At 50.9% G+C, this 14850-nt stretch carries 12 protein-coding genes and 1 tRNA gene; 6 read left to right on the top strand and 7 right to left on the bottom strand.

The window, feature by feature from the left end:
• Positions 1–4: 4 nt before the first annotated feature.
• Positions 5–427: a YhjD family protein gene (locus ACH6EH_RS15380; RefSeq protein ID WP_397332971.1), complete on the bottom strand. Its 423-nt coding sequence runs from the start codon at positions 425–427 to the stop codon at positions 5–7.
• Between the two features lie 168 nt (positions 428–595).
• Between ACH6EH_RS15380 and ACH6EH_RS15375 the strand changes: the two genes are divergently transcribed.
• Positions 596–679: transfer RNA gene (locus ACH6EH_RS15375), tRNA-Leu, on the top strand.
• A gap of 160 nt (positions 680–839) precedes the next feature.
• Positions 840–1658, top strand: a complete 819-nt coding sequence (locus tag ACH6EH_RS15370) for a divergent polysaccharide deacetylase family protein (RefSeq protein WP_397332970.1) — start codon at positions 840–842, stop codon at positions 1656–1658.
• Positions 1659–1713: 55 nt separating this feature from the next.
• Here ACH6EH_RS15370 and ACH6EH_RS15365 read toward each other — a convergent pair whose 3' ends face one another.
• Complete coding sequence (locus tag ACH6EH_RS15365; protein ID WP_397332969.1) at positions 1714–3942, bottom strand: methyl-accepting chemotaxis protein; 2229 nt, start codon at positions 3940–3942, stop codon at positions 1714–1716.
• Positions 3943–4139: 197 nt separating this feature from the next.
• A complete protein-coding gene (locus tag ACH6EH_RS15360; protein ID WP_397332968.1) occupies positions 4140–4883 on the bottom strand; it encodes an N-acetylmuramoyl-L-alanine amidase in 744 nt (247 codons plus the stop codon).
• A gap of 147 nt (positions 4884–5030) precedes the next feature.
• Here ACH6EH_RS15360 and ACH6EH_RS15355 point away from each other — a divergent pair, with 147 nt between their 5' ends.
• Positions 5031–5225, top strand: a complete 195-nt coding sequence (locus ACH6EH_RS15355) for a YqzE family protein (RefSeq protein WP_138226305.1) — start codon at positions 5031–5033, stop codon at positions 5223–5225.
• Positions 5226–5276: 51 nt separating this feature from the next.
• On the opposite strand, the gene ACH6EH_RS15350 is transcribed toward ACH6EH_RS15355, so the two are convergent.
• The 3 genes from ACH6EH_RS15350 to ACH6EH_RS15340 all read right to left on the bottom strand — a co-directional run bounded on the left by ACH6EH_RS15350 (position 5277) and on the right by ACH6EH_RS15340 (position 9297).
• Positions 5277–6362, bottom strand: a complete 1086-nt coding sequence (locus ACH6EH_RS15350) for a hypothetical protein (RefSeq protein ID WP_397332967.1) — start codon at positions 6360–6362, stop codon at positions 5277–5279.
• A 125-nt stretch (positions 6363–6487) separates the two neighbouring features.
• Positions 6488–7465: a YqhG family protein gene (locus ACH6EH_RS15345; protein WP_397332966.1), complete on the bottom strand. Its 978-nt coding sequence runs from the start codon at positions 7463–7465 to the stop codon at positions 6488–6490.
• A gap of 2 nt (positions 7466–7467) precedes the next feature.
• Positions 7468–9297: a DEAD/DEAH box helicase gene (locus ACH6EH_RS15340; protein WP_397332964.1), complete on the bottom strand. Its 1830-nt coding sequence runs from the start codon at positions 9295–9297 to the stop codon at positions 7468–7470.
• Between the two features lie 59 nt (positions 9298–9356).
• Between ACH6EH_RS15340 and ACH6EH_RS15335 the strand changes: the two genes are divergently transcribed.
• The 3 genes from ACH6EH_RS15335 (at position 9357) to ACH6EH_RS15325 (ending at position 13450) form a co-directional block, all read left to right on the top strand.
• A complete protein-coding gene (locus tag ACH6EH_RS15335) occupies positions 9357–12131 on the top strand; it encodes an adenosylcobalamin-dependent ribonucleoside-diphosphate reductase (RefSeq protein ID WP_397332963.1) in 2775 nt (924 codons plus the stop codon).
• 212 nt (positions 12132–12343) lie between these two features.
• The gene (locus tag ACH6EH_RS15330; protein WP_397332962.1) at positions 12344–12526 is read left to right on the top strand and encodes a tyrosine-type recombinase/integrase; all 183 of its coding nucleotides are present in this window, start codon (positions 12344–12346) and stop codon (positions 12524–12526) included.
• A 483-nt stretch (positions 12527–13009) separates the two neighbouring features.
• Positions 13010–13450 (top strand): hypothetical protein, encoded by a 441-nt coding sequence (locus ACH6EH_RS15325; protein ID WP_397332961.1) that lies wholly within the window; start codon positions 13010–13012, stop codon positions 13448–13450.
• Positions 13451–14008: 558 nt separating this feature from the next.
• On the opposite strand, the gene ACH6EH_RS15320 is transcribed toward ACH6EH_RS15325, so the two are convergent.
• On the bottom strand, positions 14009–14850 hold an 842-nt coding region (locus ACH6EH_RS15320), incomplete at its 5' end, for an IS3 family transposase (protein WP_397332960.1).

The raw sequence follows: 14850 nt of genomic DNA, 5'->3' as shown, positions 1-14850 counted from the left end.
CACTTCAAGGCAAGGGACAGGCAGGCGCAGCAGAAATTTCGGTTTCCGCCTGCGGCGCTTTAGGAAGATGCAGGCCCAGGTAAGCCCGCATACGGGACATGACCTCCTGCTGGAAACAGGGCCACAGAATTTGAAGAGTACCGATATATCCCCGGCAAGCATAACGGGCCTGAACGCCGTCAGCATCTCGGGTGATTTCGATGATCTTGATTGTACGGGTGGCAAATTGGAGCTTGATTTCCTTTAGCATTAGAGCGGTCTTCTTAGCGCCATTGCCGACGAGCTCCACATAAAGCTCGGGGGTCTTAAAGACGCCGCTCTCCTGAATAATCCGGCAGTCCCGTTCAAACACGCGGTGCGTGAATCGAAGCAGCATATAGCTCCTGATCAGTGAACGGTCTTCAGTACTCATTCCCGATACAGCCATGACGATCACCTCAAATGTAGAATTAAAGTACGAACTTATGTTCTTATTTTAACCGAAAGTCTGAGATTTAATCAAGCTTTTAAAAAAGTGTTGACACGATATAGCTAGCATGATAAGATATATCTTGTCGCCGCGATATGGATCATGATGGTGCGACAAACACAATTTGCGGTCGTGGCGGAATTGGCAGACGCGCACGGTTCAGGTCCGTGTGGGCTAACCCCCGTGGAGGTTCGAGTCCTCTCGACCGCATCCTTAAAGAATCATCTACTCTCTGAGTAGATGATTCTTTTTGCCGTAAAGCTGTTCAAAACGTAGCCTGCGTTTCTTCACCGCCAGGTACATAAAGGGTCTTTCCATTGGACATGTTAATTCAAATCCGGATGGGTGCACGTGGAAGGAGATGCAGGTGATGAACAAGCTTATATTGTGGTTATGGATTCTTGGAGTGTTAAGCTGGACAGGTACTGTGGGGGTGAGTGCGGAGGGCTTCTTGCAGGGTGAGGAAGAAATGCTTCGTCCTGGAAAGGTGTCCATTATTATCGACGATTTTGGCAGCGGCCAGAAGGGGACCGAGGAGATGCTGCAGCTTCCGGTCAAGATCACGGCAGCGGTGATGCCGTTTCTGAGCACAAGCCGTGAAGATGCGGAACGCGCCCATGCAGCGGGTCATGATGTCATCATTCATATGCCGATGGAGCCCAGGCAAGGCAAGGCAAGCTGGCTAGGTCCGGGAGCCATCACGAGCAGCATGAGTCATCAGGAGATTCGTGAGACGCTGGAGGCGGCCATTCAGGAGGTTCCGCATGCTGTCGGCATGAACAATCATATGGGCTCCAGGATTACCGGAGATGAACGGATCATGTCGGTGGTGCTGGAGGTTTGCCGGGAGCATGGGTTGTTTTTTGTGGACAGTAAAACGAATTACCGCTCGGTTGCCGGACGGCTGGCTGTTGAAAAGGGGCTGCCGGATATAAGCAACCATCTTTTTCTGGATAATATCCATACCAAAGCGCATGTTGTCAAGCAGCTCAAGCTGGCTTCTGAATATGGTGCTAAGCATCAGTACTGTGTCACCATCGGACATGTCGGGATTGACGGGCTCATTACGGCCCAGGGGCTGAGTGACAGCGTTGCAGAGCTTCAGCGGCAAGGAGTCGAATTTATCGGCATCTCACAGCTCGTGCTGGAGAGCACCGGCTGGAGCAGAGATGTATTGCCGGTAAGGTAGGAAAGAGAACAAAAGAAAGCAGCAGCACAGAATGAAATCTGCGCTGCTGCATGGATTAGCGGATGCGTGACTCTGTCAGCTTGAACTGGCTCACCAGCTGCTGCATGGAATGGGCGATGGCCTCCACGCTGCCCGAGGTGTGCCGGACACTCTGAATGTCGGAGGTTAAAGCCTGCATTTTGTGCTCGACATCCTTGGAGATCTTACGGTTCTCTTTGCTGACTAGAGCGATTTTCTCCATCAGGCTGACCACTTCGTCCACCGCCTGGTGCTTCCGTTGATCCTCGGCCGCCGCTGAAGAGAGCAGCTCAGAGGCTGCGGCAACCAGGCGTGTCCCTTCATGGATGACACGGCTTCCGTCTTCCATAGAGCGGAAGGCTTTCTCAGTGTCCTGGTAAATATGCCGGATAATCTCATTCACCTCGTCCGTGGATTTGCTCGTGAGCTCGGCCAGCTTGCGTATTTCCGAGGCGACGACAGCAAAGCCCTGTCCATGCTCGCCTACCCGTGCAGCTTCAATGGATGCATTTAGCGCAAGGAGCTGCGTCTGTGAAGAGATTTGCTCAATGGCATGCAGTACATTTCGAATTTCCTGAACCGTTTCCACGAAAGCACGAATGCTCTGATTGCTCTCTTCCACTCGGGTGGAGATATGAGACATCTTGTCGCCGATGCCCCGAACCTCGCTGCGTGCCACTTCGATCTGCTCGTGAGCCTGACGTTCCAGCTCCAGCAAAACTTCCTTCATATTCTCGGTGCTCTCTCGGGCAATATCAATGTCCTGCAGCTGCATCCGCATGCTGCGAATCATCTCATGTACATTCCCGCTTACCCTTTCTGCGGAGGTAACGGTCAGTGAAGTAGTATCCTGCATCGTCTGCTGGCTGGCGGAAACGTCGCTGGCTGTCCATTTGACCTGCATCATAATTCCTTCCAGCGAGTCGATCATATTATTGATCCATTTGGCCAGCTCCCGTGTTTCATCTTGAAAATGCCCGGGGTCCAGCCGCTGAGTCAGATCACCCCGTCCTTCGGCGTTCATACGAATGAAGCGGGTCAAATCAGACATTTGGTCACTTACGCGGCTAATTTCACGGGATCGGAGCCATAAGAAGCTTACCAATCCGAAGATCAGGCAAAGGGCTCCGCCGCTGAAGGCCGTGATGAGAGGAGAAGTAAAGGAGGCAGCCGCAAACAATATGCCGAACGCTAGTGTCGCAAGGACAAGAGATGACATAAGCTGGGACTTGAACATCCGAAAGCCAAGGCTGCGAATCCGGTATACCTCTTCGAAGTCTCCTTCACACATCATGCCCCATACATCCGGACAATGCGGGAGCTGAAAGGTGACTCCCTTGCCGATCACGGGAATATGCCGATAGTCGGGATATCCGGGATAAGCCACAAATAAATTACTCCCGTTCTGTATCGTTCCGGCCACACCGGGATGCAGACTGCCTGTGGCGGGATCACTGAATATAAGCTCCAGCTCTGTATGGTGCTTGACTGTGACCGTCCCGTATTCCGTGTGAACACCGTCCTTCAGGTTCTCTCCGTGTGTAAAGGTCCGATCCTCGAAGCGGCTGCGTGATAATGCGGTGCCAGGAAGAATCTGCTTATGATAGCTGGGCTTCGCCATAAATATGTAATTATCTCCGGAGTCAGGATAGACATGACCCGATTCACGCTGGATCAGGTCTCCGATGACGTCATTTGGTACTCTGCCGCATAAAATTCCGATACATGTCCCTTCATGCAGCATGACCTGAATGAACAGCAGCGTCATGGCGTCGTGAAAAGAAGAGCTTCTCGCTCCCAGCTCCTGCGTCCTGGAGTCTGCGTAAGGACCTAGCAGCATCCGGCCTTCAGCCTTATTCTGCGCATACTGAACAGCATCCCCGATGAAGCTTCCTGCAGCATAACAAGTGCCAATATGATCTGCATGCGTGGAGTATTGCACTTGTCCCTGAGGGTCCAGTATAAACAGCTCTGTAAAATCGGCCGCCCGGGTATAGACCTGTCCCAATAGAGAGCTCCAGTGCTCGGGCTTGCTATGACCGCTCCTGGCATTCGCGATTGCATTGGAAGCCGTAAAGGCTTCTTGCATCACATGCTGCAGACGCTCCAGATGCCCCCAGTACTCTGTCGACCACGACATCAGCAAATCCTTGCGGTTCTCCGCAATGCCCTCAAAAATGTGCTCGACATCCTTCTGCATGTGGCGGTTTAAGCGCCAGGATCTCCATAACGGAAAGCCTTCCTTTACTCTCAGTCCCTCAAACATGGTGATCTCCCCCTGATCCCGATGATACTTTTTATGATCCTATATGTTAGTTATACTACCATAAATTTTGGGAAATAAAAGAGAGAATTCAGGGAAAAATCACGAATTTCATTATAAAATGTCATAATAAATCACATAAAATCATTTTTAGGCACACATAATGGATTTGTATAACAAAACCATGTATGAATAACCAATTATTCATACATGGTTAGATAGCTGATAATGCCTTTAACTATCGCCTCCGAAATTTCAACCTGCCCTTTCCGGCTGGTCAGCTTTTGGCGGTCTGATGGATGGCTGATAAATCCGGTTTCGACAATGACAGCGGGAACCTCGGACAGCTTCAGCAGGTAAAAGGGCTTGCCGACTGTAAAGGTGTGCTGAAGCTGGTAGAGCTCATTGAATTGCCGCTGAATACAGCCGGCTAGCAGCGTGCTGCGGCCCTCAGGCTGATGGAGAACGATCCCGCCGCTTCTGGAGCTGTTCTTGGCCCAATTCACATGGATGCTGACAATCATCGCGGTCGGAATTTCATGGCTCAGCTGCTTTCGCTGGGACAGATCCCGTTGATGCCTGGAGCGGCTGGCATGCCAGCGATTATCGTCGCTAAGCGCATAATCCTGATCCCGGTTCAGTACCGCAGGAATCCCCTCACTGCGTAGCAGCATATACAATCTTCGGGAGATGGCGAGATTGATATCTTTTTCCAATAAGCCTTGGAATGAGGTGCCGCCGTCGATCCCTCCGTGTCCGACATCAATAAGCACCGCACGGTGCATGAACGGATGCTGCTGTATTTGACTGCTGCTGTCTTCGGAAGAATGAAGCTGCTTTGAAGTTTGAGGCGATGAAGCCCAGCAGTCTGACGGCAGCAGTCCCAGCGTTACAACAAGAGCCGCCCACAGGCTCAGAAGAGCTTTTAGATTGAATTTACGCATTCAAGGAGCACCTGCCTTCCTTCATAATCATCTGCTCCTAGGATGCGCATTATCCGGTATATCATGCCTTAAAGGTCTAGAATGGAGGCGTTCCGTGCATCCTGTAGAAGAAAGAACACGCTTTATACTCAAGGAGGAGGTGTCATAATGGCCAGTAGTGATGATTTAATAAAATATATTACACAGCGCGTCGTCAGCTATATGGGAACGCCCAAAGAAGAACGGCGCAGAAGGATGGCGAAGGAGCCCTGGAGCACCCGCTGGTTCGGGATGCTGCCATTTTCAATGTCTCTTTGGAAAGAGGATGTGGTGGAAAAAACCCGCAAGCGACGGCGTCGCTAACGTCCAGGCTAAAGTGATCTGCTGCCGGAGTTGGCGCTTTGAGATGGCTAGTCAGGGACTGCCCAAGCTTAGTGAACGTACGGTCTCTTGAGCCTGAACATAGAATTGTCCATGTCTGATCAGAATTTCAGAAGGCAAATAGCGTTGAAGCCGGATGCCATGATGAGAAGCAGCTACGTACATCATCACTTGATTGTCACGGGACCATAGCTGTGAGCCCGTCAATGACAGCGGCCCAGCGAGAAGAGGATTCAGCTTCCCGGCGTCAAAGATAACGGCGCTGCGGCTTTGTGCAATTAGCAGCGGCTGGAGCGACTCTGCGGTCACTATGCGTCTTGGTGTACCTAGCTTCCATAGCAAATTACTATAGGGATCAGGTGAGCCCTTGCCCAGTGCAGCTGCTGCCGGAGCCCATGACGAGGCGGAAGAGACTAAGCCTGCGGCGATGGAGGTATGAACGTCTTCGTTTGTGGCTCCAGTAAGAGCCTTACTGGTGAATGCCGTATTAGGCAGCAGATCGCCTGTAATGCCGTGGATATACAGTGAAGGGCTGTTGGCTGAAGAGATTCTCCAGAAAGGGCTGGAGGGATCATAAAAGGTTTCCACGGTAAGAGATGTTCCTTGATTCATCCTGGGATCCATGGGCAGGCTGAGTCCGAGAGCAGCCAATGCATCTTCCAGTCGGTTCAGGCTGTAGGGCAGATCACTTCCGATGCCGTATTCACTCAGCATGTAGCCGCCTTCTTCGTCTGCGGTAATGATAAGATATCCAATCGGCACCTGCGCTTCCTGAAGCATGACTAGCCAGCTATGGGTGCCAGGCCCCAGCGGAACGTAATCAGCGCTGGCTTCTGTCCAGCCTGTGAACGGCGGATGCTGCGAGAGCTGCTCAATGCTTTCGCGAGCGAAGCTCTCCACGGCAGAAGGCACGCCGAGGGAAAGGGCGGCCTGATTGATGAAGGTGCTGAGTCTCTTAGGTGAAGGGACTTGTGTGCCAGCACACGGTTGAAGCCCGGGCTTAATGACAGCCGGGGCTTCCTTGGCATATCCTGCAGGTGCCGCGCACAAGCTGAGGGAGAGCAGGGCGCATATGGCTCTGATGACAGAGCTTTGTAATAGAAACGAAAGGATGGGCACGGGCTACACCGCCTTTTTCAATATACGGTTCATTGTAGGGGACAAGCCCTGAAAAGACTGCTGCATCGTGTCGGTGGACATGCGGCAAAAGCAGGTGTGATTTTGGCTAAATGTAGCGAGAAGGCTCAGGAGGGCGCATGAACCGGCGAATGCAGATGAAACAAACCGCAGGTGATGGCGGACAGCGAGATTTTGGGCTCATACTGCCACTGCATTTCACTGCGCCGAGCCTCATGCTGCTCCTGAATGAGTCTTTGCTTCTCCTCGTCCGGCTCCTTCAGGAGCTCCTCGTAATAGCTGTCCACGATCCGCAGCTCCTCTGCAAGCCTGACCTCCGCCTGGGAGGCCCAGCTGTAATCCCGCTCGCTCAGCTGCTCCAGCAGATGCTGCTCCAGCAGCTCCGCTCCTTGAGCGAGGGACAGCACCGCTGGACGTATATGCACATACTCCGGCAGCCGTGGAGATAAGCTTCGCTCCTGCAGTTGCGTGTCAAACTGGGAGACAATCTGTTTTCGGGATAAAGAAATGGCCACATAGTGCAGCTCTTCCCGCTTGAGGTCACAGCTGAACTCTACCTTGAAGCAGACGCCCAGCCATTGCTCCAATGCCGCGGATCTGGTCTTGGGCCTGGCCTCCGGCTCCGGCTCCTCAAACAGATACAGATACTGCCCTTCCTCGCGCGCAGCCTGCCAGATTTGCTGCAGACGGCGGCTGCCGAAGGTCACATCCTCCCGCTGGATTCGCCCCGGCCCCAGCACGGGAAGCATAGGAACAGGAGCACTGCCGTAATAGCGGGACAGCAAAGGGTCTTGAGCAAGAGCAGCAGAGGCTCCAGAGCCAGAAGTCTGATCAGCGCGGGCTTTGGCTTCAAGCTGTGCATCGTAAGCGTGGGGATCAAACACAAACGTGAAGGATAATGTCTCGGCCGGCGCACCGGTTCGCTCGATAAAGCCCCAATAATAGGGGCGGTTCGTCAGCATTTTATCCGCCTGAGGGGACAGCTTTACGGTTACATGCTGGGGAGACCGCTCCAGCACCTGACACTGTGTAGCATCTAAATATACGGAAACATGCTGCTGAATCTGCTGCGGGGACAGGCTCATATTCAGGCCTCCTCTTCTCGTAGGATGTTCGTGGGTGTCTGTAATTCCAGCTCTTCCTTGAGCTGATGCAGTGAATCTCCCAAAGAGCCTAGCTTATGGCGGATTTCGTCATCGCTGCTTGATTCCAGCATGATTTTGTACAGGCTTTTCTCGATAGATTCCTTCTTCTCCAGCCGCTCCAGGATCACATCCAGTCCGCCGATGACCAGCTCAAACATGTTGATCTTCTCATGCAGCAGGCTCAGGATATGCTCTTCAATCGTGCCCTTGGTGGACAGGTTATGAATGTGAACATCGTTCTGCTGACCGAGGCGGTGGACGCGTCCGATCCGCTGCTCCACCCGCATGGGATTCCACGGCAGATCAAAATTAATCATATGGTGGCAAAATTGCAGGTTGATGCCTTCACCGCCGGCTTCTGTGGCGATCATAACCTGGGCCTTACCCCGGAACAGGTCCATCATCCAGTCTTTTTTACCGCGGTTCATGCCTCCCCGATAAGGAACGGAGGTCAGACCGTGATCGCGGAAATAGTTCAGTAAATACTCCTGTGTTGCCCGGTATTCGGTAAAGACGATTACTTTTTCATTCATGCCCTGGATGAGCTCGATCGCTTTCTCTGCTTTGGTGTTGGCTTTAACGGCTTTAATCAAATGAACCAGATCCCAGATCCGGTCGCGGACAGGAGAATCCTCGGGCAGCTTCTTGGCCAGGTTCACGAGGGTGACAAAGACGGCATCGCGGCTGCTGCACACCTCCCGCTGCAGGGTGACGAGTGACAGCATGCTGCTCATATTACCCCCGGCTGCCTGATACTGATCCTTCACAAATGACGTAACTCCGTCATAGAGTGTTTGCTCGTCATCAGAGAGCTGGAGCAGTGCATTACGCACCGATCGTTTGGTGAATTGTACCGGCCCCTCTCCCCGGCGATTGCGGATCATGACCTTGGCCAGCTCGTCCTTCAGCTGCTCCTGATTTTTCGGTCGGCGCTTATCCACGACAAAGTTGGCCGAGAATTCGCCCTGGCGGCCGAGCTGGCCCGGCTTGAGCAGGGTAATCAGGTTAAACAGCTCGCTGAGATCATTTTGCACGGGTGTAGCGGTGAGGAGCAGGCAATATTTTTTACGCAGCTTCTGAATGAATTGATAGTTGGTCGTCTTCTTGTTCTTCAGCTTGTGGGCCTCATCAATGATCAGCATGTCATATTCCTCATTGAGTAACAGGTTCTGATGGGGCTCCCGCTTGGCAGTGTCCATAGAGGCGACGATGATGTCATTGCCCCAGGAGTAGGCTTTTTTTTGGGCGATGGCCGGAATGCCGAACTTGGAGTTGAGCTCCCGCACCCATTGCAGCACGAGGGAGGCCGGGACGAGAATGAGCACCTTGGAGACGAGGCCGCGGATCATATATTCTTTTAGAATCAGGCCGGCTTCGATCGTCTTGCCCAGTCCTACCTCATCGGCAAGAATGGCCCGTCCGGACATTTGGAACAATACCTTTTGAGCTGTATCGATCTGGTGGGGAAGAGGAGACAGGCTCCCGATCTGCTTCAGGCACTGCAATTCCTCAAAGCTCGTGACCAGGGAGGCCTCTTCACCCTGCAGCGCTAAGCGGGACAGTGCGTAATCTCCCCAGGGACCGCCTTTGTCCAAGCGGCTTTGCAGGTCATGAAGCCAGGTTCGGTCTAGGTGAAGGGGAACAGGGATGCGCTGATCCGTAATAATATGGCTGGAGTCCGATGACGATGAGTTCAGGTGAATCTCCTCCTCTGATTTAAGTGTCCGGGCATGCGGTGTAAAAGTAGTATGGACGAAAAAAAGAAGCTTCATAACCAGAGACTGTCATTATAAGGTGCTGATCCATTCATTGATGAAGGAGGTCGTTGAGAATGACGGGTAAAAGGGTGCACAGGCTGGAGGGGCTTAGCGAGAAGATTTTTCTGGACCGATACGCCTGGAAAAATAGCGATGTCCAGCAGGCCAAGGTGGGGGATGTGGTTCTCGTGCTGACGAAGGACGACCCTAAATTTCCCGCCAAGGAGGTCGGTGAGATTGTTGAGCGGGAAGGAGATCACGTTACGGTGAAGACTCGCTCGGGAGAGCTTGTCACTACAGAGGTAGAAAAGCTGACCTTGACGGTGGAGAGTACACCGGAAGAAATGTGGGATCGGCTGGCGGGCGCGATGGCGTCAGCAGAGCCTACAGCGGCGCTGCAGCAGGAATGGAGGCGTAGATTCCGGCATATTCTGGATGACTGGAAGCTGGTTCCAGGGGGGCGTATTGCAGCCGGGGCGGGTGCAAGCGATGAGTTGACGCTCTTTAACTGCTATGTGATCCCTTCCCCGCAGGACAGCCGGGGCGGCATTATGAAAACGCTGGGCGAAATGACGGAGATCATGTCCCGTGGCGGCGGGGTTGGCATCAATCTGTCTTCCCTTCGTCCCCGCCGCGCTCTTGTTCGCGGCGTAAACGGCGCCTCTAGTGGTGCCGTGTCTTGGGGTGGGCTGTTCAGCTACACCACGGGCCTGATTGAGCAGGGCGGGAGCCGCCGGGGGGCCCTGATGCTGATGATGAATGACTGGCATCCCGATGTGCTGGATTTTATTACGGTTAAGCAGAAGATGGGCGAAGTGACCAATGCGAATCTTTCGGTCTGTGTCAGTAATGCCTTTATGAAGGCGGTCAAGGAGGATGCATCGTGGGAGCTGGTATTTCCGGACACCCGCGACGCGGCGTACGACGAGAGCTGGAACGGAGATCTGGATGCCTGGAAATCAGCCGGTCATAAGGTCATTCCTTACAAAACCGTCAAGGCTCGCGAAATCTGGCATACGATTGTGGAATCGGCATGGAAATCGGCAGAGCCGGGTGTCGTGTTTATGGAATATTACAACCAGATGTCGAACAGCTGGTATTTTAACCCTATTATCTGTACTAATCCGTGCGGAGAGCAGGGGCTGCCAGGCTGGGGTGTATGCAATCTATCGGCCATAAACTTATCCAGGTTTTACGATGACTGCAAGCAGGACGTTGCCTGGGAGGAGCTGGCGGAGACGACCCGCTGGTCGGTACGTTTTCTTGATAATGTAATCGATACGACGCCGTATCATTTCCCGGAAAATGAAGAGAATCAAAAAAAGGAACGTCGGATCGGCCTGGGCACGATGGGCTTGGCGGAGCTGATGATCAAGCTGAAAATTCGTTATGGCAGCCCGGAATCGCTGGAATTCCTGGACAAGCTATATGGCTTTATCGCCCGTGAGGCTTATCTGGCATCCGCAGATATTGCGATGGAGAAAGGCTCGTTTAAGGCTTTTGATGCAGAGCTGTATCTGCAGAGCGGCTTTATGAAAAATATCGTTGAGGTCTATCCGGAGGTAGGCGAAGCCGTTCGCAGCAAAGGCATCCGAAACGTAACGGTCATTACACAGGCGCCGACGGGCAGCACCGGCACGATGGTGGGTACCTCGACAGGCATTGAGCCCTACTTTGCATTCAAGTATTTTCGCCAAAGCCGCCTAGGCTATGATGAGCAGCTCGTGCCCATAGCTCAGGAATATCTGGACAGCCATCCGGGGGAAGAGCTGCCGAGCTATTACGTGACGGCGATGGAGCTGTCGGCGGAGGATCATATTGTAGCACAGGCCGCCATTCAGCGATGGGTGGACAGCTCAATCTCCAAAACGGCGAACTGTCCGGCAGATTTTACGATCGAGGATACGAAGCGGTTGTATGAGCTTGCCTTTGACCTGGGCTGCAAGGGTGTGACCATTTATCGGGACGGCAGCCGGGATGTGCAGGTGCTGCAAACAGAGAAGAAGGAGCAGGACCTGTCTGTGAAGGAAACATCGGCACAGTCCGCAGGGGACGGACCGGATGCGGAATTGAGGGAGCAGGTGGTTTCTCCGGAGCCGGGGGCCTCAAGGGGGACGGAGGAGGACCATGGTGGATCAGCAGGGGCAGGAACAGCCGGTGATTTCGGCATTCAGCATCCTCATGAGCAGAGGGCAGCGGAAGAAATGACTGGGGCAGGAACAGCCGGTGGAAAAAGCAGTCTGGATCAGCAGTATAAGAGACGTCCTGCCGTACTGCGCGGTGCTACTTACAAGATGAACACGCCTTTCGGCATGGCGTATATTACCATCAATGATTTGAATGGTATCCCGGGAGAAATTTTCCTGAATGTCGGCAAAGCAGGCTCTGATGTATTTGCCATGGCGGAAGCTCTGGGGCGCGTATGCTCTCTGTTCCTGCGCTATGGGGATCATGGCAACAAGGTGGAGCTGCTCATCAAGCATCTTAAAGGCATCGGCGGTTCCGGGGCTATTGGCTTTGGTGTTAACCGCGTAGAATCTATTGCCGATGCCGTGGCCAAGGCGCTGGAGCTGCATGCAGTCAGTGCCAGCGGTCAAGGAGAGACTTGCGCAGCAGGGACGGGGCTGGCTGGAGGCGGTGAAGGCGGTGCTAAGATGAGCATAGAGCTTGGAGATGGTGCAGTCGAGACTCATGCAGAGATGAGCGCTGCCGCTAGGGCTGAGACGGACGGGGCTGATGAGCAGATCGCCGGCTCGCGGGATTTATGCCCCTCCTGCGGCAGTGCAACATTGATCAACATCGAGGGCTGCAAAACGTGCAGCAGCTGCGGCTACAGCCGCTGCTCGTGAGGCACGTGGCGGAACTAAAAGCGGCTTGTTTGTTAAGCGGGAGAAGCTTTATCCTATGTATGTAGGCAGCGAAGCACGAAGCCTGTAGGTCATCATGATGGCCTGCAGGCTTTTTGTGAGCTTTTGAGCAGGCATGGAGTATAGGAAGTGTTTTTTCATTGTTAGAAATCTGTAAGTCACCACAAGATCCTTTCGCCGTGCTGGAAATAAATGTGGCTAAAAAAGTGAGCGTTCACGTACTGAGGCATTCATTTGCAGCTCATTTGCTTGAAGCGGGCACAGATCTTCGTTATATTCAGGAGCTGCCCGGTTATGCCAGCAGCCGTACAACCGAGCGCTACACCCATGTGACGGTAAAAGATGCGAGACGGATCAAGAGTCCATTGGACTTCTAATTTTGTTTCATTAGTGATATAGAAAAATCTGTAGAAGGAATAAAGGTCGATGCTTAGTCACATCGCATAACATCCTCCCAAACGGGTATTTACGAAGTTCATTAAACCACGTATTATTAACGTATTCGTGAAGTTCGTGAAGTAAGAAGTTAGGTGAAATTATCAGCAAACATTTAAAAAGAAATGAGCCGATGATGCATGCACATTGGAGACAAAATTAATTTCAATACAAAAAAAGACCCAACTGCATATTACTATTCAATTGCATTAAACAACTATTTTGCAAGTTCAGACTTAGAGTCATCCGATAATTATCACTCTTTTAGGAATAATCTTTCTTGCTGTATCTTTTCGTTTATGGTTTTAGAATCTACAATTTGGTCAATTTACTTTGATGGATTAAATAAAGACCTACAGACCGATTATCAATTTAAACCGGTATTACGAAGGAATTTGGTTACTCGTAGACAAACATTCAAGAACATGAGTATAGAAGAGAAATATAAAACACTATTGAAAGAGTTGTTTGATTTTACATTTAATCAAACTGAACAACCTTATGTTTTATTTGAAGAATTTGTTCGATTTCGTAATATGCTAGTCCACCCTGAAAGCACATATACGACTACACACATTGAAATTACGGATATAAGAGAAAGTAATTGGTCAGGAGAGCTTATTGGCGAGTCTTCAACTTCACAGAGACAAGTAGGAGAATTTCGGTTAACAGGATTCTCTAATAACTTTTCAGATATTTCTCTTCAGGATTGTCAGAAAGCTTTAGAGATAGTACACATAATGAGAAGGACATTAATTGATAACCGTATCGTTAAGCCGTTAATACTTTGTTTAGACAAAAATAAAAAATTATCATATGAATCCGAAGACATAATTAAAGATATATTTGAACAGCACTTCTCGTAAGCAACTCAGAGAAGGTTGATAACTCCACCTAACACCACATTCAAGCTGCGTCGCTGTCGCTCCTTGTTCCAGCCGAAGTAGAAGAAGTGGATTTCAAGAAGTAAACTCAATGCATGAAGTGTAATCAGCCGGACAACCCTGCACAGCCTAACCGCGTCGCGGCCGTTTCCTTTGGTCAAGGCAGTGAGGGTTCGTGTATGCAAGAACGTTAGATGAAATCAACTTATTACAATTTTGTTGGAATAAGAAGGAAATAATAGAAATACGTCGAATTACCTCATTTATGAAATATAAATGGGGTGGGAATAATGAGAAAGCATCATTTATATGTTGCGAAATTTAGCATTAATGAAAATCTCTTTACCAGACCGCTGGAAGAACTTAAGCCTCTATTCTATGAGGGGATTGTTACAACCGGCATCTTTTTGGAGTTATACAATTCCTTATGGAGTTTCATGGATATAACTCATATAAACATTGAAGGAAGGGCTTTGATAGCGGGGAGAGTTGTAAGAGCAAAAACTGAATCAACCAAAATTGTGGACTGTCAACAGTAAATCAGACAACTTTTTTAAGGGCCGCAGCTTTATACTGAACGGGTGTCATGTAACCTAGTGAACCATGAACCCGGTGTTTGTTAAACCAGTTCACATAATCATATAATTCTAGCTTTAGATGGTGGAGACTCTGGAACGACATCTGGTTAATGAATTCGGTTTTCATTACTTTGTAAGTCGCTTCAGCAACGGCGTTGTCGTAAGGACAGCCCTTCATGCTGAGCGAACGACCGATGTCAAAGGTCTTTAACAACGTATCCATGGCCTGGTTTTTAAACTCACTTCCACGATCCGTGTGGAACCACTGAATGTCGCTCAAATCGCCTTCTACTGTGGCAAAGGCGCGGGAAACTAGAGCAGCGTCCTTACGCGGACCTGCACTGTGCCCAATAATTTCTCTGTTGAATAAGTCGACCAGTACACAAATGTAATGCCACTTGTGCCCGACTTTAACATACGTCAGATCGCTGACGACAAAGCGTTTTGCTTCTGTTTGGTTGAACTCACGTTTCAATACATTGGCTGTGTTTGCATCATTACAAGCCGTTCTATGCGGCTTATACTGAGCCATCGTGTACGTGGACACAAGACCTTGCTCTTTCATAATCCGCCCAATACGGCGTCTGGAAACCGTGTATCCTTGCTCCTGGAGTTTCGTTTTAATCTTCCGTGTCCCATAGACTTTGCGGTTGCTTTGAAAGATCGCTACGATCGCCTTCGTAAGGATGCTCTCGTCTTCGCTTTCTTTCTCGCTTACGTCATAGTAAAAGGTGCTTTTAGGGATTTGTAGGACGTTACACATTGCTGATACCGAGTATTTATCACTATTTTGTTTAATGATGT

Source organism: Paenibacillus sp. JSM ZJ436 (assembly GCF_044383795.1).
In the GTDB taxonomy this organism is placed as follows: domain Bacteria; phylum Bacillota; class Bacilli; order Paenibacillales; family Paenibacillaceae; genus Paenibacillus_AQ; species Paenibacillus_AQ algicola.
Note: the sequence above shows the minus strand (reverse complement) of the source record. Positions and strands in the feature narration are given on the sequence as shown.

Excerpts from the sequence above, each read along its gene's own strand:
- ACH6EH_RS15340 (WP_397332964.1), bottom strand. The coding sequence starts at position 9,297 with ATGAAGCTTCTTTTTTTCGTCCATACTACTTTTACACCGCATGCCCGG.
- ACH6EH_RS15335 (WP_397332963.1), top strand. The coding sequence starts at position 9,357 with ATGACGGGTAAAAGGGTGCACAGGCTGGAGGGGCTTAGCGAGAAGATT.
- ACH6EH_RS15370 (WP_397332970.1), top strand. The coding sequence starts at position 840 with ATGAACAAGCTTATATTGTGGTTATGGATTCTTGGAGTGTTAAGCTGG.
- ACH6EH_RS15345 (WP_397332966.1), bottom strand. The coding sequence starts at position 7,465 with ATGAGCCTGTCCCCGCAGCAGATTCAGCAGCATGTTTCCGTATATTTA.
- ACH6EH_RS15355 (WP_138226305.1), top strand. The coding sequence starts at position 5,031 with ATGGCCAGTAGTGATGATTTAATAAAATATATTACACAGCGCGTCGTC.
- ACH6EH_RS15325 (WP_397332961.1), top strand. The coding sequence starts at position 13,010 with ATGAGTATAGAAGAGAAATATAAAACACTATTGAAAGAGTTGTTTGAT.
- ACH6EH_RS15360 (WP_397332968.1), bottom strand. The coding sequence starts at position 4,883 with ATGCGTAAATTCAATCTAAAAGCTCTTCTGAGCCTGTGGGCGGCTCTT.
- ACH6EH_RS15365 (WP_397332969.1), bottom strand. The coding sequence starts at position 3,942 with ATGTTTGAGGGACTGAGAGTAAAGGAAGGCTTTCCGTTATGGAGATCC.
- ACH6EH_RS15380 (WP_397332971.1), bottom strand. The coding sequence starts at position 427 with ATGGCTGTATCGGGAATGAGTACTGAAGACCGTTCACTGATCAGGAGC.